Source organism: Gemmiger sp. An120 (genome assembly GCF_002160955.1).
GTDB lineage: Bacteria > Bacillota > Clostridia > Oscillospirales > Ruminococcaceae > Gemmiger_A > Gemmiger_A avium.
Genome location: NZ_NFLN01000008.1, coordinates 40,673 through 63,569, shown reverse-complemented (window position 1 = coordinate 63,569; position 22,897 = coordinate 40,673). Strand labels below are relative to the sequence as shown.

Annotated in this window: 20 protein-coding genes; 5 read left to right on the top strand and 15 right to left on the bottom strand. The window is 65.5% G+C overall.

What is annotated here, in order from left to right; all coding sequences use genetic code 11:
* Window position 1: 1 nt before the first annotated feature.
* From B5E65_RS08415 to B5E65_RS08385, 7 genes are all read right to left on the bottom strand, one after another.
* Window positions 2-1,612, bottom strand: a complete 1,611-nt coding sequence (locus tag B5E65_RS08415) for a GH3 family acyl-acid amido synthetase (RefSeq protein ID WP_087171331.1) — start codon at window positions 1,610-1,612, stop codon at window positions 2-4.
* Window positions 1,609-2,178: a hypothetical protein gene (locus tag B5E65_RS08410; RefSeq protein WP_087171330.1), complete on the bottom strand. Its 570-nt coding sequence runs from the start codon at window positions 2,176-2,178 to the stop codon at window positions 1,609-1,611. The genes B5E65_RS08415 and B5E65_RS08410 overlap by 4 nt, the downstream gene beginning before the upstream one ends.
* A gap of 232 nt (window positions 2,179-2,410) precedes the next feature.
* Window positions 2,411-3,523 (bottom strand): serine hydrolase, encoded by a 1,113-nt coding sequence (locus B5E65_RS08405; RefSeq protein WP_087171329.1) that lies wholly within the window; start codon window positions 3,521-3,523, stop codon window positions 2,411-2,413.
* Window positions 3,524-3,549: 26 nt separating this feature from the next.
* Window positions 3,550-4,449, bottom strand: coding sequence for a hypothetical protein (locus tag B5E65_RS08400; protein WP_087171328.1), 900 nt, complete (start codon window positions 4,447-4,449; stop codon window positions 3,550-3,552).
* A gap of 16 nt (window positions 4,450-4,465) precedes the next feature.
* Window positions 4,466-5,386: a hypothetical protein gene (locus B5E65_RS08395; RefSeq protein ID WP_087171327.1), complete on the bottom strand. Its 921-nt coding sequence runs from the start codon at window positions 5,384-5,386 to the stop codon at window positions 4,466-4,468.
* Window positions 5,376-6,839 carry a sensor histidine kinase gene (locus B5E65_RS08390; RefSeq protein ID WP_087171326.1) on the bottom strand — a complete coding sequence of 488 codons (1,464 nt, stop codon included), beginning with the start codon at window positions 6,837-6,839 and terminating at the stop codon, window positions 5,376-5,378. Before B5E65_RS08390 ends, B5E65_RS08395 begins: the two co-directional genes overlap by 11 nt.
* Before the next feature lies 1 nt (window position 6,840).
* Window positions 6,841-7,515 (bottom strand): response regulator transcription factor, encoded by a 675-nt coding sequence (locus B5E65_RS08385; RefSeq protein ID WP_087171325.1) that lies wholly within the window; start codon window positions 7,513-7,515, stop codon window positions 6,841-6,843.
* A gap of 200 nt (window positions 7,516-7,715) precedes the next feature.
* Here B5E65_RS08385 and coaBC point away from each other — a divergent pair, with 200 nt between their 5' ends.
* The 3 genes from coaBC (at window position 7,716) to B5E65_RS08370 (ending at window position 9,832) form a co-directional block, all read left to right on the top strand.
* Window positions 7,716-8,918, top strand: coding sequence for a bifunctional phosphopantothenoylcysteine decarboxylase/phosphopantothenate--cysteine ligase CoaBC (coaBC, locus tag B5E65_RS08380; protein WP_087171324.1), 1,203 nt, complete (start codon window positions 7,716-7,718; stop codon window positions 8,916-8,918).
* A 99-nt stretch (window positions 8,919-9,017) separates the two neighbouring features.
* The gene (locus tag B5E65_RS08375; protein ID WP_087171323.1) at window positions 9,018-9,314 is read left to right on the top strand and encodes a hypothetical protein; all 297 of its coding nucleotides are present in this window, start codon (window positions 9,018-9,020) and stop codon (window positions 9,312-9,314) included.
* A 2-nt stretch (window positions 9,315-9,316) separates the two neighbouring features.
* Entirely contained in the window at window positions 9,317-9,832 is a 516-nt protein-coding gene (locus B5E65_RS08370) for an AAA family ATPase (protein ID WP_087171322.1), read from the top strand.
* A 53-nt stretch (window positions 9,833-9,885) separates the two neighbouring features.
* Here B5E65_RS08370 and B5E65_RS08365 read toward each other — a convergent pair whose 3' ends face one another.
* A complete protein-coding gene (locus B5E65_RS08365) occupies window positions 9,886-10,371 on the bottom strand; it encodes a hypothetical protein (RefSeq protein ID WP_087171321.1) in 486 nt (161 codons plus the stop codon).
* Between the two features lie 27 nt (window positions 10,372-10,398).
* A complete protein-coding gene (locus tag B5E65_RS08360) occupies window positions 10,399-11,610 on the bottom strand; it encodes a metallophosphoesterase (RefSeq protein ID WP_087171320.1) in 1,212 nt (403 codons plus the stop codon).
* A gap of 90 nt (window positions 11,611-11,700) precedes the next feature.
* Here B5E65_RS08360 and B5E65_RS08355 point away from each other — a divergent pair, with 90 nt between their 5' ends.
* Window positions 11,701-13,026: a CCA tRNA nucleotidyltransferase gene (locus B5E65_RS08355; protein ID WP_087171319.1), complete on the top strand. Its 1,326-nt coding sequence runs from the start codon at window positions 11,701-11,703 to the stop codon at window positions 13,024-13,026.
* Between the two features lie 172 nt (window positions 13,027-13,198).
* On the opposite strand, the gene B5E65_RS08350 is transcribed toward B5E65_RS08355, so the two are convergent.
* The 5 genes from B5E65_RS08350 to garR form a co-directional block, all read right to left on the bottom strand.
* Complete coding sequence (locus B5E65_RS08350; protein WP_087171318.1) at window positions 13,199-15,787, bottom strand: FAD-dependent oxidoreductase; 2,589 nt, start codon at window positions 15,785-15,787, stop codon at window positions 13,199-13,201.
* A gap of 173 nt (window positions 15,788-15,960) precedes the next feature.
* Window positions 15,961-16,641, bottom strand: a complete 681-nt coding sequence (locus B5E65_RS08345) for a cyclase family protein (protein WP_087171317.1) — start codon at window positions 16,639-16,641, stop codon at window positions 15,961-15,963.
* Window positions 16,642-16,659: 18 nt separating this feature from the next.
* Entirely contained in the window at window positions 16,660-18,642 is a 1,983-nt protein-coding gene (locus B5E65_RS08340) for a CocE/NonD family hydrolase (protein ID WP_087171316.1), read from the bottom strand.
* A 38-nt stretch (window positions 18,643-18,680) separates the two neighbouring features.
* A complete protein-coding gene (locus tag B5E65_RS08335; RefSeq protein WP_087171315.1) occupies window positions 18,681-20,120 on the bottom strand; it encodes a four-carbon acid sugar kinase family protein in 1,440 nt (479 codons plus the stop codon).
* Between the two features lie 3 nt (window positions 20,121-20,123).
* Window positions 20,124-21,023, bottom strand: coding sequence for a 2-hydroxy-3-oxopropionate reductase (gene garR / locus B5E65_RS08330; protein WP_087171314.1), 900 nt, complete (start codon window positions 21,021-21,023; stop codon window positions 20,124-20,126).
* Window positions 21,024-21,428: 405 nt separating this feature from the next.
* On the opposite strand from garR, the gene B5E65_RS08325 reads away from it, so the two are divergent.
* A complete protein-coding gene (locus B5E65_RS08325) occupies window positions 21,429-22,106 on the top strand; it encodes a GntR family transcriptional regulator (RefSeq protein ID WP_158098547.1) in 678 nt (225 codons plus the stop codon).
* A gap of 53 nt (window positions 22,107-22,159) precedes the next feature.
* Here B5E65_RS08325 and B5E65_RS08320 read toward each other — a convergent pair whose 3' ends face one another.
* Complete coding sequence (locus B5E65_RS08320) at window positions 22,160-22,888, bottom strand: histidine phosphatase family protein (RefSeq protein WP_087171312.1); 729 nt, start codon at window positions 22,886-22,888, stop codon at window positions 22,160-22,162.
* Between the last annotated feature and the right edge of the window lie 9 nt (window positions 22,889-22,897).

Below are 22,897 nucleotides of genomic sequence, written 5' to 3'. Positions count from 1 at the left end.
CTTACCTCCCCTCGCCGGCACAGGCCAGCAGTTCATCCAGCTGGTACCGGTCCGGGTTCATCTGCCGGGGGCGGCGGCCGTGCCGCGCCTCATAGGCCGCAAAGGAACCGGTGCGCAGCACCGTGACCCGCAGCGGGTCCATGCCCAGCAGCTTTTTCAGGTCCCGGTAATCCTGATCGGTGTACTTGAAATAGGTGGTCAACAGATCCCGCAGCACGTCGGTGCTGATGGCGTGCTTGAGGAACGCCTCCCGCTGAATCTCCACGTACAGGTGGAAATAGGGCCGGTTTTCGCTGGTGAATTCCTTGGCGGCCACCCAGCCGGTCACCGGCAGGCCGCTGAGCTCGATCACCGAGCGGATGCCGTTGGCCGAGATGCGGGTAAAGCCCGCGATGTCGATGATGTCCGGCACCCGGTCCACATACTCGAACCGGGGGATATGGGTGCCGTCCTCCCGGCTGGACAGGCCCAGGCAGCGATAGGTGTCCCCCACCCGGTAGCGGGCAAAGGCGCCGCCCTTGAGCACCGTCAGGATCAGTTCGTACTTTTCGCCGGGCTGTACCTCGTCCATCAGGCAGGTGCGGGGCTGGTAGTCCGGCTCGTCCATCAGGCGCAGCATGTCCCGCTCGGGCAGAAACTCGTAAAAGCAGGTGTCCGGGAAGAAGTACATGCCGCTGCGGTTCCAGATCTCGGTGCCGATGATGGAGGGCTCGGTGCCGGCAAACAGCTCCATGGGCCGGATGCCCCACAGCTCTTCCAGATCGTCCTTGTAGCAGCGGTTGTCGGTGCCCGCCACCATAAAGCCTTTCAGATGGAACAGGTCCGACGGGCGCAGGGGCCGGTTTTCCCGCTTGCAGCGGGACTTGGCCCGCAGAATGCGCAGCAGCATGGAGGGCTTGAACTTCAGCAGATCGGCCGGGCGCAGCTTGCCTCCCTTGCCGCTCATCTCGCCCAGGCTCAGGCTGACCGCGTAGGCCACGCTGCCGAGACCGAAGAAGAACTCCACGTCCCGCTGCATGGCCATCTTGAAGCCCAGCTTGTTGCGCTGGCTGAAACTCATCTCCACCGCGTCCTTGACGGCGGGCAGGAACTCGATGCCGATGGCCTCGTTCAGGGTCAGCGGGAACAGGCCGGTGGCGTAGGGCAGCGGGGCCAGCCCGTACAGGAATTTATCGGTGGGGGACACGTTGAACTGCCCCCGCCCCTTGCTGGTGCTCAGAATCAGGCAGGAGACCACATTGTCCCGGAAGGTGTCCAGCATGGCCCGGGTGTAGGGGGCCACCTTGATGGGGTGCCGCCCACCCTCCCAGGTGGTCTGGATCCAGATCACCGGGGTGCCGGGCAGCATGTCCGCCTGCTTGCGCAGCAGCACGTCGGCGTAGTCCTCGTAGCTGGTCAGGGGCACCTGCTGGCGGAATTCCTCAATGGTGGCGGGCCGTTTGCCCCGCAGGATGCTCTGCCCCAGGGCGCTGGCGCTCCACAGGCGGATCTGCTCTTCCATCAGCCGGCGCTGGATGCGCATATAGTCTTCCATGGAAAGATCCAGGAATCCGCAGTAGCGGTTCCATACCGCCTGGTAGTCCTGTTGTTCCAGTTGTTCTTCCAGATTCATCCGCGGCGGACCTCCTTTCGCAAAGTCTGTATACAGCGGCGCAGGCTGGCGGGATTCGGGATCAGAAAAGGCGCCAGAGACCGGTATTCCGGGTAGTTGTCAAAGGTGCGGGGAAAGGTCCACAGATCCTGCAGCACCACATAGGCCACATCCAGCCCGCTCATCAGCAGGCAGAACCCCCACAGCCGCCCGCTGCCCATGGCCCCGGCCAGGCACAGATACCCGCCCGCGAACCAGAGCACGCCGGGATGCCGGCAGAGGGCGTAGACCCCCTCGGTGTAGGCCAGCCGGCCCTGGGATTGCTGCACATAGGTGTCGGAAAAGGGAAGCGCAAAAAACAGGGTGTAGATTTCCAGCGCCAGAAACACCAGCGCCGCCGCCAGCAGCGCCCAGCCGCCCGCACCGCGCACCGCCGGCGCGGTCCAAACCGCCAGCGCCGTGGCCGCCGCCAGACAGGCAAGACCCGCCGCGAAGGCCCCGCCGCAAACCGGGGCCAGCGGCCGCACGCTGTGCCGGTCATACAGGGCAAACAGCGCAAACCCCGCCGCACACAGGGCAAATTCCATAGCAGATTCCTTCCTCTCGGGGATACCCTCCCCTATGCTGAAAAATGCGACAAGCGCATAATTCGACTTTTTATATCATACCATGTTCCCGGTCAAGAAAAAAGGGCGGAAACAGAAAAGTTCCTGTGTTTTATCACAAAATTAGCGGAATATTTTACCATTTTTTGCAAGCGGCGGCAGATACAGAAAAAAACAGCCCGTTCCCGGGCGGGAACAGGCTGTCGAAGCGGGTTCAGCTTTCCATCAGATCGGTCAGCAAGGCGCTGATCTGACGGTAGTATTCCTTGTATTGCGGGTCCACCTTGGCCGGGTCGCCCCAGTCGGTAAACACCGCCGCATAATAGGGATCGGGGGCGTAGACGATGGCAATGTCGTGCAGCGCGCCTTTCCAGTTGCCGTACTTTTTGGCCATGGGCCAGTCGGTCACCAGATAGGTGTGCCGCGCATCCAGAAAGGCCTGCTTCAGCTCCAGCGCGTCGGAGGTGCCGGTGTCAAAGAAGGCCTGCAGCGCGGTGAGGATCTTGACCGCATCGGAAGCCGACAGGGTGCCGGTCATGCTGGTGGCGGGGCTCAGGGCGATGTTGCGGCCGGTCATATCCAGGCCCAGCCCGGTGAGAAAGTCGGCAAAACCGGTGGCGCTGGTGGCGGGCCAGCGGGTGTACAGCTGCTCCGCCGCGCCGTTGCTGCTCTTGCTTACCATCTCGGCCACCGCCGCCCGGGCGGTGCGGTCCGGCACCGTGACCAGCTTTGGGGTGGGGCTGGGCAGCCCGGCGGCCGCGTCCTCCTCCGACAGGGTCACCTCTTCGGTACGGCTCCAGCCGGGCAGCACCTCGTCCAGGTTCACCTCCCCCGCCGCGGCCCGGGTATACAGCCACAGGGCGTAGGGGGCTTTCAGCAGGCTGGCGGCGTAGTACTGCTGGTCAGCGTTGCGGGCATAGGTCAGCCCGTCGGAGGGCCGCACCGCCAGCACCGACACGCTGCCGGGCAGGCTGTCCAGATAGGCGTCCAGCGCGGCCCGGGCCTGGGCCTGCTCCGGGGTATCCCCCGCCGGGGCCGGGGTGACGGTGGGGGCGGCGGTATCGCCCTCCTCTCCGTCCTCCTCGTCCGGCTCGGGCGAGGGCTGCGCCGTGGGCGCGGGTGTGGCGGTGGGCGCCGGCGCCACTGCCTCGGCATCGGGGCCGTCGGCCCCCGCCAGCATCCAGTACACGCTGCATGCCAGCATGGCCAGCACCGCCAGAAGCGCCACGGTGCGCAACCGCCGGCGCCGGCGGCGGCGACGCCGGGCGGCCTTGGGGTCCTTGTGGTAGACCCGGCGCGCGCCGGGCTGTTGTTCCTCTCGTTTCATGGGTTCCCTCTCCCTCTTGCTATGGATCAGACCATCTGTATGGCAACCCCGCTCACACAGCACAGGCGGGCGTCGTAGTAGATGCAGAGCATCCCGCTGCCGTACCGGTCGGTCAGGGTCAGCAGCACCTCGTTTTCCAGCCGGATGATCTGCGCGTCCAGCATCAGCTCGTCGCACAGCTGCTGCAGCCGCACATCCAGGCTGGTATCCGCGGGCATTTCCGAAAGAGGACGGTTCTGCAGCCGGTCCAGCAGCTCAAACGGGGCGCCCTCGGTAAGGGAATACCACCCTTCCGCCGAGATGCCCAGCAGCGTGTTCCGTTCGCCGCCCAGAAACTCGCACAGCCCGTTCTGCACCAGTTCCACCGCCTGATCCAGCTGCGAGGCGCGGGCCGCTGCCTCACCGGGAAAACGCAGCCGCAGCGATATCTGCGTCCCGGTGCTGTCCTGCCCGAGGGCCAGATCCATCCGCACATCGGTCTGTTCCACCATCCGGCCGCTGTACAGGTTGGTCAGCAGCAGGGTGTCGGGCAGCGGGTAATCAAGCAGATAGTAGGCAAGGATGTCTTCGGTGACCAGCCTTTTAAAGGCGAGCGGGTCCTGCGGCACTTCCTCCTGGGAATCGTAGATCCCCATGGGCCAGAACATATACGCGTAGATCCAGCCCAGATCGATGAAAACTTCCTCCTCCTCGGTGTCGGTGACCTGTTCCGGATCGTACCGCTGCCAGACGGGCAGCAGGGGCTCGTCCTCCGCCGCCAGGCTCAGAGAAGTATACACCGGCAGCGGGTCGGCCGTGCCGCCGGCGGGCAGGGCCCGGGCCAGGCCGATGCCGCACAGCCCGGCCAGCAGAGCGCCTGCTATCACCACCAGCGCTGCCCACAGCACCACCCGCAGATTGCCGGAAAGTGCCGCTTTGTTGCGCATCGGATCTTCCCCCCTCTTACATCTGCATCACATACCCGGTAACGCAGCGCAGCCGCACATCGCAGTACAGTCCCAACATTCCGCTGCCGACCTGGTCGCTCAGAATCACCAGCAGTTCGTTGTCCAGCCGGATGGTCTGCAGGTCGATCATCAGTGCCTCGCACAGGGCCATCAGCCGGTCTTCCGCCGTGCCCTCCTGGGGATCCACCGCGTCCAGCCATTCGTCCATAGGGTAAAACGATATTCTCTCCTCCAGCCAGGTGTTGGCGCTCAAAGACTGCATATCAGCCCCCATCAGGGCAGTGCTGCGGCCGTAAAACAGATCCAGCAGCCTTTCCTGCACCAGCGCCTGGGTCTCCTCAAACCGGGCCGGATCGGCCTTTTCCAGATCGGGGAAGGAATAGCGCACCGATATACAGCCGTCCTGCAGACCCATGTCCAGCATGCTGGAGCCGCACGTCACGAGTTCGTTGACGCCCTGATCAATGCAGGTCAGCCCGTCGGGCAGGGCCACCTGATACAGATAAAAGGCCGAGCCGGGATCGGTGGTCGGGGTCTGCCAGGGCAGTTCCATGTCCAGGGTGCCGCCTGCCCAGAACAGGCCGACAGAGTAAATATGCTGGTCGAACAGGCTGTACAGGCCGGTGGGCAGCCAGCCCATCCCCAGGGACATCTGCTCCTCCAGCGTAAAGGAGGACAGGTTGACCATCCCCTCCGGGTCAAAGTCCTGCCAGACCGTGGCCACCGGCTCGTCCTCCGCCACCAGATTCAGCGAGGTATACACCGGCAGCGCCTGGGCACTGCCGGCGGCAGGCAGGGACAGGGCCAGCGCGCCGCCGCCCAGGCCGCACACCAGCGCCCCCACCGCAACGATCGCCGCTGTCCACATCCCGGTGCGCAGCGCGCCGGCCCGGTCTTCGTTCCGCTTATTCCTCATGGCCCTGCGCCTCCTGCCCGCCGCTGCCGGCCAGCGGCAGATACAGGGTGATCAGGGTGCCCTGACCAACCCGGCTGTCCACCTCGAAGCGGCCGCCGTGGATCCGCACGATCTGTTCGCACAGGGCCAGGCCCAGCCCCGCGCCGCCCGCCTTGCGGGCCCGGGACTTGTCCACCATGTAGAAGGGCTGGCGGATCTTGTCCAGTTCGGCGGCGGGGATGCCCCGGCCGTAGTCCCGGATGCAGATCTCGGCCCAGCCGTTCTGGGGCCGGCCCGCCAGCACCAGCTTGCCGCCCGCGGGGCTGGCCTTGCGGGCGTTGTCCAGAAAGTTGTACAACAGGCTTTTCAGCAGTTCCCGGTCGCCGTTCACCACCATGGGCTGGCAGAACTGTTCCAGACGCAGCTGCCCGCTGGTCAGCAGGGGCTGGATGGCGGTGGCCACCTCCTTGAACAGTTCCGGCATGTCCACCGGGGTCAGCACCAGGTTGCGGTTCTCCACCGCCAGCAGCTCCATCAGCTTGCCGCTCAGACTGCGCAGGCGGCGGGTCTCCTCCACAATGATGCCCGCATACCGCATCCGCTGCTCGTCCGGCACCTGCTTCTGCAGCTGCAGCAGATCCGCAAACCCCAGGATGCTGGTCAGGGGCGTTTTCATCTCGTGGGCCATATTGGCGGTAAAGGTCTTCTGGCTTTCGGCGGTGTGTTCCAGCTGCTCCACCCGCTGCTGCACCGCCCGGGCCAGCCGGTTCATATCCTGGGCCAGGCCCGCCAGCTCGTCGCCGCTGGTCAGTTCCAGCCGCTGGGCATAGTCGCCCCCGGCGATGCGGCGGGCGGTGCGGCTCAAAGTATGCAGCGGACGCAGCATGGTGCGCACCACCACCACCAGCAGCCCGGCGCCCGCCAGGCTCACCGCCAGGCTTACCGCCATCAGACGGATGCTCTGCCCGGCCAGCCGGTCCACCCCGGCCTGCACCGAAAACCGGCACACCAGCCGGTAGTCGTGCTGCTCGGCGGTAAAGGGCAGGCTGCATACCAGCACCGCCCCCTCCGGCCCCCGGCTGTATTCATACAGGGTGCCGGGGGCGGTTTCGGCATTGTCCTCCGCCCCGGCCATGGCGTCGGTACAGCCCTCCACCGGCGCGTCCAGGGCCTGCCCGTTCCGGTACAGGCCCAGCTGCAAAAGATACTCGTCGGTCAGCTGGCTGGAGGCGCTGCGCACCGCCGCCGTGTCCGCCGCGTCGGCGTCCAGCATCATCAGGCCGTTCTGCAGCCGGGTGCTCACCACGCCGGTCTTGATCAGCCGCGCCAGATACTGCTGCTGGGTCAGCGCCCGGTCCAGCTGCTGGTCCCACACCGTCTGCCAGCTGGCCCGCACAAACAGCAGGGTCAGCAGGCTGGTGCAGCAGACCATCAGGGCCAGCGTGCCCAGAAAGATCTTCTGCCACAGTTTCATCTTACTTCTCCAGCCGGTACCCCACCCGGGGCAGGGTTACCAGCTTGTCCGCCAGGCCCAGTTTCTGGCGCAGCCGCTGCACATGGATGTCCACGGTGCGGGTCTCCCCCGCAAACTCGTAGCCCCACACCAGCGCCAGCAGCTTTTCCCGGGAAAGCGCCAGATCCTGATGCTGCAGAAATACCCGCAGCAGTTCAAACTCTTTCGGGCTCAGCGCCACCGGCACCCCGGCCCGGGTCACCGTATGGCTGCCCAGATCCTGCTGGATGTCCCGGTAGACCAGCACCTGCCGCCCCTTGCCCCGGCGGCGCAGGGCCACCTCCACCCGGGCCAGCAGTTCCAGCGCCTCAAAGGGCTTGGCTATGTAGTCCTCCGCGCCCAGCTGCAGGCCCCGCACCTTGTCGGTCACCTGCTGCATGGCGGACAGAAAGATCACCGGCACGTCCAGCCCGGCCACCCGTTCCATCACGCCGAAGCCGTCCAGCCCGGGCAGCATCACGTCCAGCAGGATCAGGTCGTATCCGCCGGAAAAGATCTTCTCCACCGCCTCGGCGCCGTCGGCGCAGTTCTCGCAGGTATAGCCGCCCAGCTGCAGGGTGGCTTCGATCATCTGGGCGATATGGGCCTCGTCCTCCACAACCAGGATGTGGGCCGTTTGCTGTGTGTTCTGATTCATGATTCGTACACCTCCGTGCCCCATTATCCCATACAAACCGTATCCAAAACCGCGCAAAGTTGTATCAAAACCGTAAAAACGGCAGGGTTCGTGGTATTCCCCCTTACTATACCACAGATATACGCAGGGTGCAAAGGCGGATATTGGCAGGACAAACCCGTCCGGATGTGATACAATAGGCACAGCAAGGAGGGATATCCATGGATCTGAAAGGCAAGACCGTGGTGCTGGCCCTGACCGGCGGCATCGCGGCATACAAAATCGCCACCCTGGCCAGTATGCTGGTGAAGCAGAAAGCCACGGTGCTGGTGCTGATGACTGAAAACGCCACCCGCTTTATCGCGCCGCTGACCTTTGAGGCGCTGACCGGTACCCGCTGCATGGTGGACACCTTTGACCGCAGCTTCTCCTTTGAGATCGAGCATGTGGCGGTGGCCGACCGGGCCGACCTGGTGCTGGTGGCCCCGGCCAGCGCCAACGTGATCGCCAAGATGGCAAACGGCATTGCCGACGATATGCTCACCACCACCGTGCTGGCCTGCCGGTGCCCCAAGCTGGTGGCCCCGGCCATGAACACCGGCATGTACGAGAATCCGGCCACCCAGGCCAATCTGGCCCGCCTGCGGGGGTACGGCGTGGAGGTGATCGACCCGGCCTGCGGGCGGCTGGCCTGCGGGGCGGTGGGCCCGGGCAAGATGCCCGAGCCCCAGCAGCTGCTGGAGCACATCCAGCGCCATCTGACCTGCCAGAAGGACATGGCGGGGCTGCATCTGCTGGTGACCGCCGGACCCACCCGGGAGGCGCTGGACCCGGTGCGGTTCATCACCAACCATTCCACCGGCCGCATGGGGTACGAGCTGGCCCGGGCGGCGATGCTGCGGGGGGCGCAGGTGACCCTGGTGAGCGGCCCCACCGCGCTGGAACCCCCGCCCTTTGTGGAGCTGGTGCGGGTGGAGAGCGCCCAGCAGATGCACGACGCGGTGATGGCGGCCGCGCCGGCGCAGGACGTGATCATCAAAGCGGCGGCGGTGGCCGACTACCGGCCCGCCCACACCGCCGGGGAAAAGATCAAGAAGAGCGGCGCCGATCTGACGCTGGAACTGACCCGCACCCCGGACATCCTGGCGGAGCTGGGCGCAGCCCGGCGGCCGGGGCAGTTCTTGTGCGGCTTTGCCATGGAGACCCGGGATCTTTTGGACAACGCCCGGGCCAAGCTGGAGAAAAAGGGCGCGGACATGATCGTGGCCAACAGCCTGCGGGAGGCGGGCGCGGGCTTCGGCGGCGCCACCAACCACGTGACCCTGGTGGAGCCCACCGGCTGCACCGATCTGCCGCTGGCGGGCAAGGACGAGGTGGCCCACCGCATTCTGGACCGGATCCTGGCCCGGCGGGCCGGGGCGTAAACGTTCTGTATCGAAACGGTGAAAACCGGCCCCGGGCGGTTGCGGGCCGCCGCGGGGGCGTGGTATACTGAAACACACGGAACGTATGGGGGGATGAGGATGAAACACTATGCGCTGCGCTGCGCCGCCGCAGCGGCGCTCTGCCTGGTGCTGACCGGCTGCGGCAAGCTGTCCGGCAGCTACAGCTGCGGGGAGGACGGCGCGGACATCTTTACCTTTACCGGCTCCAATACCCTGACCCTCACCTGCTACGATATGGTCTACGGCTGCACCTACCAGCGCAAGGGGGATCAGCTGATCGTCACCAGCGAGCTGTTCGGCACCGCCACCTACAGCTTTGAGACCAAGGGCGAGGACCTGATCATCGACGGGGTGACCTACTCGCCGGTAAAGTAACCATGGCCCGCACGCTGTACCTGGTGGGCGGCCCCATGGGGGTGGGCAAAACCACCCTCTGCCGCCTGCTGGAGCACCGGCTGCCCGCCTGCGCTTTTCTGGACGGGGACTGGTGCTGGGAGATGGACCCGTTCGTGGTCAACGAGGAGACCCGCCGCCTGGTGCTGGACAACATCGTGTATCTGCTCAACAGCTTCCTGCACTGTTCGGTGTACGAGAATGTGGTGTTCGGCTGGGTGCTGCACCTGCCCGAAACCTGGGCGGAACTGGAAGCCCGGCTGGACACGGCGGGCTGGCGGGTGGTGCGCACCGTGCTGGTCTGCACGCCGGAGGAACTGCGCGCCCGCCTGGAAACGGACATCGCCGCCGGGCGCCGTCAGCCGGATTGCATCCCCCGCGCCCTGGACCGGCTGGAAAGCTGCCGCCGCCTGCCCGCGGCCTGGCAGCGGGATACCACCGGCCTGTCCCCCGCCCGCGTGGCGGACCGGCTGCTGGCGGATACTTTGGAAAATCGGTAAAACAACGCGCCCGCCCGGGGATTAAGGCCCGGGCGGGCGCGTTTTGTCTTGTGTTATTCCCAGGGCGGCGCGTCGGGGTTCGGCGCGGCCGGGGCGTCCGGCTGGGCGGGCGCTTCGGGCTGGGATGCCGGGGCTGCCGCTTCGGGCGCGGGGGCCGGTTTGGCGGGCGCTGGGGCCGCCGGGGCCGGGGCGGGTTCTTCCGCCGCCTGGGGTTCTTCGGGTTCTTCCGGCTTCACCCAGGGCTCGGAATCCAGGATGTTCCAGCCGATGGCCTTCCAGTGGCGGGGCCGGGCGTAGAACTGATCCTCCACCCAGGCTTTTGCCGCCGCCAGCCCCTCTTCGTCCCGGGAAAAGCTCTCCCGCACTTTCAGTGCGTCGTCGGTCTTTTCCAGGCACCAGGGATTGGGCCACACCACCGCCCCGATGCTCTCGTCATCCATCGTAAAGGCATACCGCATGCCGCTGTGGCTGCCGGTGTAGATCTTGTTGCATTTCAGATACAGAAAGCCCGGCACAAAGGCAAAGGTCTCCCGTTCCATGGCATTTCCCCCTTTTTGCGTGTTCCTTTATTGTAGCGGCTTTTCCGCTTCGGGGCAAGGGCCGAAGGTCACATCCAGCACCAGCACCTCGCTGCGGGTGCCCACCCGCATGGGCGGGCCCCATACCCCCGCCCCGCTGGTGGTGACCAGCCAGCCGCGGCCCCGGCGGCGGATTCCGCCTGGATTGTGCCACAGCAGCCGCATCAGCCAGTTGGCGGGCCACAGCTGCCCGTCGTGGGTGTGGCCGCAGAGCACCAGATCCGCCCCCGCGTCGGCCAGGGCCCGGTCCTCCCGGGGCTGGTGATCCAGCACGAAAATGGGCGCGTCCGCATCCAGACCGGCCAGCAGTTCTTCCGGCGCGGCCCGGCGCAGCCCGGCCCGGCGGGCCATGCCCCGGTCGGCCCGGCCCGCCAGCTGCACCCCGCAGCCCAGACGCGCCGTTTCCTCGCAGAGCATCCGGATACGGGCTTTGTCCAGAAACGCCTCAAACCGGCCGTCCTGTCTGGGCCGCCCCACCGAGAACCCCGCCAGCAGTTCCTCCGGCAGGTCGTGGTTGCCCCAGCAGGCCCACACCCCCCACCGGGGCCGCAGCTGGGCCAGCAGCCGGGCGGCCTCGGCAGACTCTTCAATATCGTCAAAGCAGTTGTCGAACAGATCCCCCGCGATGCACACCAGATCGGGCTTCTCCGCCCGGATCGCCGCGCAGAGCCGCCGCAGCCCGGCCAGCCCCAGGTTGCTGCCCAGATGCAGGTCGGCCACCAGCGCTACCCGCAGCCGGGGCGTTTCGCAGGGTTTTTCTATGTGGATCGCCCGGCGGCGGATCCGCAGCTTCTCCGCCCGCCAGCGGCCCCACAGGCAAAGCAGCAGAGCCGCCGCCAGGGCCAGACTGCCGGCCGCCGCCAGCACCCGGGCGCGCAGGCTGTCCGGCAAAGCGGTGTACCAGGCACAGCGCACCACGGCTTCCCGGCACAGGGTAAACGCCCCCACCAGCAGAAAGCCGTACAGCATAAAGGCCAGCCAGATGCCGCAGGCCCGGTGCAGCCCGCGCCGCAGCGGGCCTTTGCGGGCCAGAAACGCCCACACCGGGCTGACTGCCCACAGCCAGAATACAACCAGCGCCGCCGCCCCCGCTGCCGGGGCGGTGAGCGGCCAGCCCCAGGCGGTGAGCCACCGCAGCAGCCAGACGCTCAGATACAGGTTCCCGGCCAGATAGGCAAGGCCGGCAAAAAACAAAGCCATAGGTTTCCTCTTTCCCGCCCGCGGCCACTGGCGCAGGCGCTGATTCTATGATACCATACTCTATGCAAAGAGCAAAGGAGGGGGAACGAAATGGAACCGACCCTGAGCCCGGCGGCCGCCGGGGTGCTGGCCGGGCTGGAAGCGGCGGGCTTCCGGGCCTGGGTGGTGGGCGGCTGCGTGCGGGACGCGCTGCGGGGCGAATCCCCCCACGACTGGGACGTGTGCACCGACGCCCGCCCCGAACAGGTGGCCGCCTGCTTTGCCCGCACCCTGCCCACCGGCCTTGTGCACGGCACCGTGACGGTGCTGTGGGAGCACACACCGGTAGAGGTGACCACCCTGCGGGCCGAGAGCGGCTATTCCGACGGGCGGCGGCCGGATCATGTGGAGTTTGTCACCGACCTGAACCGGGACCTGGCCCGGCGGGATTTTACCGTAAACGCCATGGCCTGGAACCCCCGCACCGGGCTGGCTGATCCTTTTGACGGCCGGGCCGATCTGGCGGCGGGGGTGCTGCGGGCGGTGGGGCAGCCGGAAGCCCGCTTTGCCGAGGACGCGCTGCGCATCCTGCGGGGGCTGCGGTTTGCCGCCCGGCTGGGCTTTGCCATCGACCCGGCCACCGCCCGGGCCATGGAGCGGCAGGCCCCGCGCCTGCGGGCCATCGCGCCGGAGCGGGTGCAGGCCGAACTGGACGGCCTTGTGCTGGGCGCGGCGGCGGAAGAGGTGCTGGCCCGCTGGCCCGCGGTGCTGGAACCGGTGCTGCCGGAGATCGCCCCGGCGGTGGGCTTTGACCAGCACAACCATCACCATTGCCTGGATGTGTGGGGCCATACCGCCCGGGCGGTGGGGTCGGCCGCGGCGGACCGGGCGGTGCGGCTGACCATGCTGCTGCACGATTTGGGCAAGCCGGATTGCTTTTCCCGGGGGCCGGACGGGGTGGGTCATTTTTACGGCCATGCCCAGTACAGCGCCGAACTGGCCCAGACGATCCTGACCCGCCTGCGGTACGACAACGACACCCGGGACCGGGTGGTGCGGCTGGTGCGGCTGCACGACGCGCCGCTGCCGGTGGAGGAAAAAACCGCCCGGCGGCTGCTGAACCGGCTGGGCGAGCGGGACGCCCGGGCGCTGATTGCGGTGCACCGGGCGGATACCCTGGCCCTGGCCCCCGCCTGGCATGACCGGCTGGCGGAGCTGGGCGCGCTGGAAACCCTGCTGGATGAGCAGCTGGCACAAGATGCCTGCTTTTCCCTGCGTCAGCTGGCGGTGAACGGCCGGGACGTGCTGGCCGCCGGGGCAGCCCCCGGCCCGGCGGTGGGCCGGGCGCTGGACGCGCTGCTGCAGCGGGTGCTGGCGGGCGAAATCCCCAACGACCGGGCAGTGCTGCTGGCGGAACTGAAAAATCTGATTCAATAAAAAACAGGCGTGCCGCCCGGCACGCCTGTTTTTTCTGCGCTGTGCGGAGAAAAAACGAGAATATTGCAAGTGGGAGAGGGCCCTGATGGTCCTCTCCCACACCCTCTCCCCTTTCGGTAAGAAAAGAGAGAAGCTTTTTCTGCACGCCTGTTTTGTATTGTTGGCAAGGGAATCAGCAGGTGGCGCCGCCCTTCAGATGCTTCTGGGCCGCCAGGTTTTCCTGCTTGCGGGCCAGCAGATCGTCGCTCAGCAGCTGTTCCTGCACCGACTCAAAGCCCAGCCGGGCGATGGTGTCGGCAAAGCGCTCGCCGGTGATGCCCTGTTCGCGGAAGAGCAGGATGGCCTTCTCCACCACGTTCAGCACCTCTTCCTTGCTGGTGAATACCTTGTCCAGCGCGTGGCCCTGGGCCACCTTCTTGCCCCAGCGGCCGCCCACGTACACCTTGTAGCCGTTGGTCTCGCTGGTCGGCGCGCCGAAGGGGCACTTGCCCACGCAGCGGCCGCAGTGGTTGCAGGCGTCCGGGTCGATCTGAATCTTGCCGTCCTTCATCTGGGCCACCTGGATGGGGCAGGCGCGCTCCACCTGGCAGACCTTGCAGCCGCGGCACTTGTCCGGATCGATCTGGGGTACCCGCTGGCCGATGATGCCCAGGTCGTTCAGATCGGGTTTGACGCAGTTGTTCGGGCAGCCGCCCACCGCGATCTTGAACTTGTGGGGCAGCTTTACGTCGTGGTAGCCGTGGTAGAACCGCTCGTGGATCTCCTCGGACAGGGCAAAGGTATCGATCAGGCCGTACTGGCAGGTCGTGCCCTTGCAGGACACCACCGGCCGCACCTTGCTGCCGGTGCCGCCGGTTTCCAGCCCGTACTGGGCCAGGTACTCCCGCAGCGGCTCAATGTTGGAGTAGGGCACGCCCTGAATCTCCAGGGTCAGGCGGCTGGTCATGGTGATGGCGCCGCTGCCGTACAGGGCGGCGGCTTCCGAGATGGCCCGGCTCTCCTCGGCGGTGATCTTGCCGTTGCGGGTGATCACGCGGCCGTTGAAGCGGTCCGGGGTGTTCTTGTCATGCAAAAAGCCCAGGGCCTTGACCCGGGTGATGTCCTCGGGGGAAACGGTGGTCTTGACACCCTCCACCTTCACATCGTTGAAGAAGGTGGCGCCCTCCAGCACGCGGGTGTTGGTGTAGCCCGCGGCCATCAGACGGCGCTGCAGCAGATAGGCACGGCGGCCCTTGGCGCAGACCAGCAGCAGCTTTTCGTCCTTGTCCAGCCCCTCCACCGGGCCGTTGACCTTGGTCAGGTCCACCCAGCGGGCGCCGGGGATGACCGGCTGGGCGTTGGCGTCCACCACCGTCCAGCCCTTGGCCTCGCCGGCGGCGTACTGGGCGGGGGTCATGCTGCACATGGCGCCGCACAGCTTGTTGCCCAGCACATACACCGCCTGCACAAAGGGATGGATGGCGGTGGAGAAAGGCGGCGCGTAGGCCAGATCCAGCCCGTCCAGATCCTCCAGCCGGGCGTTCAGGGCAATGCCGGTCACTGCCACGTCGATCATCTTGTCCACCGCGCCGGGGCCCAGCACCTGCGCGCCCAGCAGCTTGTGGGTGGCCTTGTCCGCCACCAGCTTGGTGACGAACCAGGCGGAATCGGGATAATAGTGAGCCTTGTCGTCGCTCACGGCCAGGGCGGTCTCCACATCGTAGCCCGCCTGCTTGGCCTGGGCCTCGGTCAGACCGGTGCGGGCGGCGTTCAGCCCGCCCGGCAGCTTCACCACGCCGGTGCCCAGCACGCCGGGATACCGCCCGGCCTCGCCCGCCAGCACCCGGGCCAGGGTGCGGCCCTCATAGTTGGCAGAGGAGCCCATGGCCGACCACTGGCGCTCGCCGGTGATGCGGTTCTTGACCATCACGCAGTCGCCCGCGGCGTACACGTCCGGCAGGCTGGTGCGCAGCCGCTCGTCCACCAGGATGGTGCCCTTGAACATCTCCAGGCCGGTGTCCGTCAGCCAGGCGGTGTTGGGGCGCACGCCCACGCTCAGCACCACCAGATCGGCGGGCAGGGTTCCGGCGGCGGTGCGCACACCGGTGGCCGCGCCGTCCGCGGTGAGGATCTCCTCCACCTTTACGCCGGTCAGCACCCGCAGCCCGGCCTCCTGCAGCTGTTTGCGGGCAAAGGCGGCCATCTCCGGGTCCAGCACATTGGGCATGATCTGGCCCGCCATCTCGGCCACCGTCACCGACACCTTCTTCTCCATCAGGTTTTCGGCAATCTCCAGGCCGATGAAGCCGCCGCCTACCACAACGGCCCGGCGCACCGGCTTCTCCTCCACGTAGCGGCGCAGGCCCTCCGCGTCGTCGGGGGTGCGCAGGCAGTATACGCCCCGGCTCTCCACGCCGGGCAGCGGCGGCACCGCCGGGGAGGCGCCGGTGGCGATCACGCAGGCGTCATAGGCAAATTCGCTCTCGGAACCGTCGCTCAGATCCCGGGCGGTCACGGTGTGGGCGGCGGCATCCAGACGGATGGCCTCCATGCCGGTGCGCACCTCCACCCCGGTCAGCGCCGAATAGGAGGCGGGGGTGTTCACGATCAGCTGTTCCCGGCTGGGGATGGCCCCGCCCACGTAGTAGGGCAGGCCGCAGCCCGCGTAGGAAATGTCCTTGTCCTTGGCCAGGATGGTTACCCGGGCATCGGGAACCAGGCGCTTGAGCTTCGCGGCCGTTTTGGTGCCGGCCGCTACACCGCCGATAATCAGTACGTTCATGGTCGTTCTCCTTTTTGTTGTATGGATCAGCCGCCGGACAGGCTTGCCCGGCGGCGCAGGGATCATGCCTTTATTATAGCGGATCTGCCGGAAAGTAAAAGGGGGAGTCCGGTTCTTTTGCGTCAAAAAAACGGGCGCGGGGCCGCTTGGGCCCCGCGCCCCGCGCGAGGAATTCAGTTGTCCCGCAGGCAGGCCAGGATGGTCACCGGCGCGCTGTCAATGCCCTCCACAAACAGGGGCATAACGAAAATCTTTTCCAGCCGGGCCGGATCTACCTGGGCCAGCGCCACGTCCTCGATGATCTGCACCGGCTGCCCCCCGTCCAGGCCCAGCATGATCTGATGGGCACGGATGCCGTCGGCCAGGTTCAGCGGCGAGGACAGGGAGATCCAGTCCATCCCCACCGCTTTCAGGTGAGGCCAGCGATCCACAATCAGCCGGGCGGCGGCGGCAGAGACGCAGGGCCCCCGGGAGGAGTAGCGCTGGTTATCCTGGGCGCGCACCGCTTCAAAGCCGCTGCGGATGAACAGCATGTCAGCCTTCTGCAGCGCCTCGTCGTAGGGCAGCAGATCCTCCGGGGTCACAGCCTCCCCTTCTCCTTTCGGGATATCCAGCAGCAGCGGCGCTTCCGACACAAAGGTGCTCAGGGGCAGCTGCCACAGCTGCCGGCCCTGGGGATTGAAATGATTGGGCCCGTCCATGTGGGTGCCGAAATGGTTGAACAGCTCCACCCGCCAGGTATTGCAGGCAGAATCGTTCTCGCCGATCACCTCAAAGGGGGTGAGTTTCAGGGTCGGCGCGCCGGGAAAGGCGTGGTCACGCAGATTGAGCGGATGGGACAAGCACAGATACATGGAACAGGCCTCCTTTACTTATACGAACAGGATCGCGTTGGCGGTGGAAACGCTGACCAGGGTGGAGACAAACGCCATCAGGAATCCGCCCAGCCAGATGGTGCCGGTGCGCTCATAGGCCTTGCGCAGAACCACGGTGCCAATGGCCATCATGGGGATGAACGGAATGATCAGGCAGATGTTGACCCAGGCCCGGTTCATATACCAGGCCGCCACGCCGGTGGAGAAGAGCACAATGAACTGGATGGCCACCAGACCGATCAGGCCCAGGGTATTTACCGCTATACACATTGCGGTGTTGGTCCAGGGGCGCTTGACCTGATACCGGGCGCTCACGTTGACCATGAAGGACGCAGCCAGCCAGAAGACGGTCAGGAAGGGCACATAATGCCACCACAGGCGCAGGATGTTGCCGTCGGCAGCCCGTACGGCAAAGCTCCAGAACCGGAAATCGGTCTTGAAGAACCGGTCAGCAAAGAGCACGGTGCCATAGGCGGCCACCATCACCAGGAAGGCCAGCAGCGCAGCCTTGCCCAGGTCGGCCCAGCGGATGCGCAACCCTTCCCCAAAGAGCTTTTCGCCCTTTTCGCGGCCCGCAATCAGGCGTCCGATCACATAGATCGCAATGGCCAGCACCGCGTTGATCACCGCCCAGACGATAATGGCGTTGGGGCCGGGCTGGGGGAAGAAGTCGGTGGAGTTGTTGGTGGCGGCGTTGGTGAAGATCATGCCGTAGGCGATGTCGGAAAAAGCGGGCATGACCGTCAGGCCGGGAATCACGGTGAGCAGCACCAGGCTGACTGCCATCACCGCCTTGCCGCGGCCGGTGGCGGGCAGGCTGTGGGCCGGGCCGGCAGACCGGGCCAGGCTGGCGAAGAAGGGCGTTTCCATCAGCAGGGTGGCCAGGGGGATCAGCAGCAGGAAGAACCCGGCCAGACCGACGGCATTGAATACCTCTTTCAGGAACCAGAGCTGGTTGTCCGCCGCGATGGGGTTGGGCGCGCCCAGGGTATCCATAAAGAACTGGTTGGTGATGGAGGCGTTGGTCGCCGAGAAGAACTGCCACTGGTGGGAGGTGTTCGGGTTGTACACCACCCGCAGGGTGCCCTCGTCGATGCTGCCGTAGTACTTGCCGATCTCTACCTTTTCGTTGTTGTCCCAGCCGGACAGGGTCACGTCATTGTGGCCGTTGTCCGGGTTGATGGCGCTTTCGGCGGTCAGGGTGAAGGTGTCGGGCGAGGTGGTGTTGATGAAGAACTTGGCCTCGGGCGAAACGGTCATGTCCGGCCACTGATAGCCGTCCACCTTGGTCACCTGTACGGTGGCGCCTTCGTCGTACCGGGCAAAGTTAATGCCCACGTTCACGCCGCTGGGCATATTGTTGAGCAGGTAGTGGTCCGGGAAGAAGGCCAGGATCAGCGCGCTGGAAACCTTGGTTTCGTAATCGCTTGCGTCATCCGGCTGGCCCACATATTCCAGGCCGTGCTCGTTGCGGCCGTAGGCGTCCAGGGTGAAGGCCACGTTGCGGCCGCCGGTGGAGTGACCGGTGATGCCGATGCGATCCGGATCAATGTAGTCGATGTTGTCGTGCACATAGTCCACCAGCTGCAGCATGCCCAGGCCATAGTAGCTGCGGCTGTCATTGTAGGACACCGTGGTGCCGGAGGAACTGCCCGCGCTGTAGGTGTCCATATTGAAGACCACAAAACCCCGGCGGGCCAGCTCGATGGAGGTGATATCCTGCGTCTCCAGCGTGGCATGATAGCCGTGGCTGGTGATGACACAGGGGGCCGGATTGTCCTGGGTGGCGGTGGACGGACGGTGCACCAGCACCCGCAGGGTCTCGCCGTCCGGCATGGGGATACGTACGTCGGTAATGGTCACGTTGCCGAAATCGGTCTGGATCAGGCCGGCGCCGATGCAGCTTACCAGGATGAGCACCAGGGCCAGGGCGATCCACGCCATCGGGCGGTATTTCTTATTCATGGTGGCTCCTTTCATGATCACTCACTCTTTATACGATACACAGAAAAATATTGTTACGGCCCGGTCAGGATCTCCACGGCCCGGCGCAGGGTATCGTCGGCACCCACGTTGCCGGGGAAGATCACATAGGGCATGCCGGGGAACTTGCTTTCCGGGCCGGTCATCCAGACCGGGATGCCGGGGGCGATCTGCCCCATGACCATGGCCTTGCGTACCCGCAGCGCCTTAGTGCCCACGTCGCTGGAGGTGATACCACCCTTGGCGATGATGAACCGGGGCTGCACGCTCAGCCGGGCGATCACGCTGGTCACCGCGTCCGAGATTTTCACCGAAATCTCCAGCTGCCGGTCGGCGTCGTCGGTATCCAGATCCAGCCGATCACGCCGGGTGTAGACCACTACGCTGCGGCCTTCGCGGATCGCCTGGTCCGCCAGTGCCGATACCCGGGCTGCCTCGCCCTCCAGGCCGCCTTCCACCAGCACCAGATGCTGGTCAAACTGGATGAATTCCAGCGGCAGGGCGCTTTGCCGCAGCTGTTCCATCTGGCGGGTGGTCTTGTTTACATGGGAACCGATCAGCACAATCCCGCCGGCGGTGCAGCCCGGCGGCACCAGATCCTCGTGGGTGAGCAGGGACCGGTCGGGTACGCCGCCCAGCACCTTGGTCACGGCGGCGGCGCTGCGGAACAAGAACCGCTTGCCCCGGGCCGCCGCCCGCAGGAACGCCACCGCAAACACCTTTACGTCCACATAGTCGATGCTGTTTACGATCACCTTGCCGAAATCCTGTACCGCCATCAGCTGCTGTTCGATCACGTCGTAGCGGGCCGCGCGCAGATCTTCCAGCGAGATGCAGGTTACCGAGGCCGGATCCACCCGGCCGCCGCTCTTTTCCCGACACCATTCGGTCAGGTCGGAGGCGGTATAGCCGAAACTTTTGTCCCGGGCAAACTCGGTCTGCCCGGCAGGGGTCAGCCGATCCCCTTCCTGTACATAGTGGGTGTTGCCGATGGTGTACCGGCCGCCTTCCCGGAAGAACGGATAGATCACCTCGCCGTCAAAGGCGGGCTCGCCCAGTTCTTCCAGTGTGCGGCGCAGCGTTTCGGTCTCCAGCGGATAATGCCCCCGCAGGGTGGAGTCGCTGCGGCTGATCAGGATATAGTCCCGCCCGGCGGCCGCGGCCGCGTCATGGATGGCGCGGGCCATTCGGATATGTTCCCGCTCGGTCTGCGCGGCGGTCATGCCCCGGGAATTGGTCAGCACAAAGAACATCCGGCCCGGATCATCGAAGGCTTCCCGGATGGTTTCCGGCTCCCAGTTCGTGAACACCGGCACGTCGTGTACTGTCTGTACGCCGGTGGGGTCATCGTCCAGCACCACAACCTTGCGGGTACTGGCGGCCAGTTCCCGGGCCAGCGCCTCGTCTACCGCCCGCTCATCCGGTGCGGGCCAGCGCGTCAATACCTGTGTGCTCAGCGCTTCGCTTTCCCGCATGATTTATTCCTCCGTTTCCCCGCTTTTTACCTCCACCCCGGCCAGGGCTTCAAAATACTGCACATAGCCGGCGTGGTCGTCGTTGAAATGGCCGCTGGCCTTGAGTGCCTGCTGCATCTCGAACAGCTGGGCCGTAAAGGGCAGGGGTACGTCCAACTCATGGGCGGTGGCCAGCACGTTCTTGATATCCTTGTGGTTGATGCTGATCTTGCCGCCGGGCACAAAATTCCGAGCGCACATCATAGGGGCTTTGGCGTCCAGCACCGCGCTGCCGGCCAGCCCGCCCCGGATGGCCTTGTACACCTTCATCGGATCGGCGCCCGCCTTGGCTGCCAGCACCAGCGCTTCGGATACGGCGGTGATGTTCAGGTTCACAATAATCTGGTTGGCCAGTTTGGTCACGCTGCCGCTGCCCGAGGGGCCGATCAGCAGCCAGCTGGAACCCACAGCGGCGAAATAGGGCTCCATCCGGGCGAAGTCCTCCGGTTTGCCGCCGCACATGATGGCCAGGGTGCCGGCCTTGGCCCCCGGCTCTCCGCCGGATACCGGCGCGTCCACAAAGCCTACGCCCTGTGCGGCCAGCTTTTCGGCGCACAGGCGGCTCTCCACCGGGGTGACGCTGGACATGTCGCAGACCAGCTTACCCTCGCTCAGGCCCTCGCTCACGCCGCCCGGCCCAAACAGCACCTGCTGCACGATAGGGCCGCTGGGAAGAATGGTGATCACAACGTCACAGCAGCGCCCGATCTCGGCATAACTGCCGCTCTCGGCCCCTGCCGCCACCAGCTCTTCCACCGCAGCGGGCTGGGTGTCGTTCACCATCAGCTCTGCCCCGGCCTTCAGCAGATTGTGCGCCATGGGCCGGCCCATAATGCCCAATCCAATAAATCCCACTTTTGCCATTTGCCAGTAACCTCCCTTTTCCGGCCGGGTCCGCCGGCCGCCGGTTTGATCGCCACGCTACCGCCGAGGGGAGCACGCCGCCCGCCTCCCTCCGGCGAGGCGCGTGCTGTGCGGTCTGTCAGCTTGCACCTTTAGTATACCGGTATGCCGGTATACGGTTCAAGAGGGAGATTTACTGAACTTTCGACAAATAAATTGTGATTCTGCACAAATACAATTCAAGATAGTTGTGAATATTTTGACGAATATGGCGATACGGAAAGAAGGAATGTTCCGGTCAAGGGATAAAGGACTGTTTCTGCGCCTTGACGGCCTGCCGGAAAAAAGTCTATAATTTAACAGAAAGATCATTTTATGCAGGCCGGCAGGGCGCCGGTGATCAAGACAGACAGAAAGGGTGGAACCATGGCGGGCTATACACCTTTGCAGCAGAAAGCGTATGAATATCTGCTTAACCTGATCCGAACCGGCGGGCTGGAACCGGGCGTAATCTATTCCGAAACCAAGCTGGCCGGGGAAATCGGGATCTCCCGTACGCCGTTCAAGGACGCACTGGTCCGGCTGAGCCAGGACAAATACATCGATATCCTGCCCAGCAAGGGCTTTTGCCTGCATGTGATGTCGCCGGAGGATATCTGGACCACCTACCAGGCACGCACCGCGGTGGAGGGCTACTGCGCCATGGATCTGGCCGCTGCCAAGGACAGCGAAGCCGGCAGGGCCGCGCTGGACCGGCTGGCGGAGAGTCTGCGCTGCATGGAACAGATGATTCGTGAAAAAGCGCCATTGCCGGATATTCTGGCCTGCGACCTGGCGTTTCACCAGACGATTGCGGAGTTTCCCCGCAACGCGGAGCTGATCCGCCTGTACGAGAGCCTGAATCACCGGGTGTCCTACATCGCCCTGGAGAGCTTTGCCAAGCAGGGGCGCCCTGCCCGGGCGCTGGAGGAGCACCGCAGTATCTACCAGGCGGTGTCCGGCGCGGGGGCGCAGGTGGAGATCGGGCCCTATCTGGCGGTGATGCGCCATATGGAGGCCTCCCGGGATATCGTGCTGGAACTGACTGAGAAGAAAAAACCATAAAAAATGCCCGGCGGGGAACGAATCTTCCCCGCCGGGCATTTTTCGGTTTGTGCTCAGTGCCGCTGATCGGTCAGGGAATACATCTCGCAGAAGCGGGCCGCAAAGGAGGGTTCCCGGCCGCCCGCGTACAGGTGGGAGGTATCCCCGAACGCCCCCATCCGGAAATAGGCCTGGCCCTCCCGGCGTTCCTCGGTCACCAGGGTGGTCACCGAGGAGGGGGCGGCGCAGGTGCCGTGCCACAGGATCATGGGCGAAACATTCAGCAGCCGGCTCAGCAGCACGCACTCCACCCCAAAATGGCAGAACAGCACCACCGTGTCGGTGTTCGGGCGTTCGGCCCGGTAGAATTCCCCCTGGCGGGGATAGCCGTGGGCTGCCAGCAGCGCGTCCAGCCCGTCGATGACGGCCTTGTACTTTTCCGCCACGCCGCCCGCCTGCATCACCGCCGGGTCAAACCAGGCATGCCGGTCAAAAAAGCGGGGCTCGGCGGTCCAGTCGGCGGGCATCCAGTCCCAGGTCACGCTGTCCGCGTCCGGCTTGTTGGGTTTGCGGATGGGCGCGTCGAACTCCCGCAGCCAGGGGCACTCGGTGGCGGTGCGGCCCATCTTTTGCAGGGTCAGGGAGGCGGTGTCCTTCGCCCGGCCCAGCGGCGAAACATAAAAGGCCGTCACATCCAGACGGCTCAGCCGGTCGGCCAGCAGGGCGGCCTCCTGCCAGCCGGTGGGGGTCAGCGAGTCGATGGAATAGTCCGGGTCGGCATGGCGCACGATCAGCAGCTTCATGGGGGTACC

Excerpts from the sequence above, each read along its gene's own strand:
- B5E65_RS08350 (WP_087171318.1), bottom strand. The coding sequence starts at position 15,787 with ATGAACGTACTGATTATCGGCGGTGTAGCGGCCGGCACCAAAACGGCC.
- B5E65_RS08385 (WP_087171325.1), bottom strand. The coding sequence starts at position 7,515 with ATGAATCAGAACACACAGCAAACGGCCCACATCCTGGTTGTGGAGGAC.
- B5E65_RS08325 (WP_158098547.1), top strand. The coding sequence starts at position 21,429 with ATGGCGGGCTATACACCTTTGCAGCAGAAAGCGTATGAATATCTGCTT.
- coaBC (WP_087171324.1), top strand. The coding sequence starts at position 7,716 with ATGGATCTGAAAGGCAAGACCGTGGTGCTGGCCCTGACCGGCGGCATC.
- B5E65_RS08375 (WP_087171323.1), top strand. The coding sequence starts at position 9,018 with ATGAAACACTATGCGCTGCGCTGCGCCGCCGCAGCGGCGCTCTGCCTG.
- B5E65_RS08360 (WP_087171320.1), bottom strand. The coding sequence starts at position 11,610 with ATGGCTTTGTTTTTTGCCGGCCTTGCCTATCTGGCCGGGAACCTGTAT.
- B5E65_RS08345 (WP_087171317.1), bottom strand. The coding sequence starts at position 16,641 with ATGTATCTGTGCTTGTCCCATCCGCTCAATCTGCGTGACCACGCCTTT.
- B5E65_RS08405 (WP_087171329.1), bottom strand. The coding sequence starts at position 3,523 with ATGAAACGAGAGGAACAACAGCCCGGCGCGCGCCGGGTCTACCACAAG.
- B5E65_RS08415 (WP_087171331.1), bottom strand. The coding sequence starts at position 1,612 with ATGAATCTGGAAGAACAACTGGAACAACAGGACTACCAGGCGGTATGG.
- B5E65_RS08320 (WP_087171312.1), bottom strand. The coding sequence starts at position 22,888 with ATGAAGCTGCTGATCGTGCGCCATGCCGACCCGGACTATTCCATCGAC.
- B5E65_RS08365 (WP_087171321.1), bottom strand. The coding sequence starts at position 10,371 with ATGGAACGGGAGACCTTTGCCTTTGTGCCGGGCTTTCTGTATCTGAAA.
- B5E65_RS08355 (WP_087171319.1), top strand. The coding sequence starts at position 11,701 with ATGGAACCGACCCTGAGCCCGGCGGCCGCCGGGGTGCTGGCCGGGCTG.
- garR (WP_087171314.1), bottom strand. The coding sequence starts at position 21,023 with ATGGCAAAAGTGGGATTTATTGGATTGGGCATTATGGGCCGGCCCATG.
- B5E65_RS08390 (WP_087171326.1), bottom strand. The coding sequence starts at position 6,839 with ATGAAACTGTGGCAGAAGATCTTTCTGGGCACGCTGGCCCTGATGGTC.
- B5E65_RS08410 (WP_087171330.1), bottom strand. The coding sequence starts at position 2,178 with ATGGAATTTGCCCTGTGTGCGGCGGGGTTTGCGCTGTTTGCCCTGTAT.
- B5E65_RS08400 (WP_087171328.1), bottom strand. The coding sequence starts at position 4,449 with ATGCGCAACAAAGCGGCACTTTCCGGCAATCTGCGGGTGGTGCTGTGG.
- B5E65_RS08395 (WP_087171327.1), bottom strand. The coding sequence starts at position 5,386 with ATGAGGAATAAGCGGAACGAAGACCGGGCCGGCGCGCTGCGCACCGGG.
- B5E65_RS08335 (WP_087171315.1), bottom strand. The coding sequence starts at position 20,120 with ATGCGGGAAAGCGAAGCGCTGAGCACACAGGTATTGACGCGCTGGCCC.
- B5E65_RS08370 (WP_087171322.1), top strand. The coding sequence starts at position 9,317 with ATGGCCCGCACGCTGTACCTGGTGGGCGGCCCCATGGGGGTGGGCAAA.
- B5E65_RS08340 (WP_087171316.1), bottom strand. The coding sequence starts at position 18,642 with ATGAAAGGAGCCACCATGAATAAGAAATACCGCCCGATGGCGTGGATC.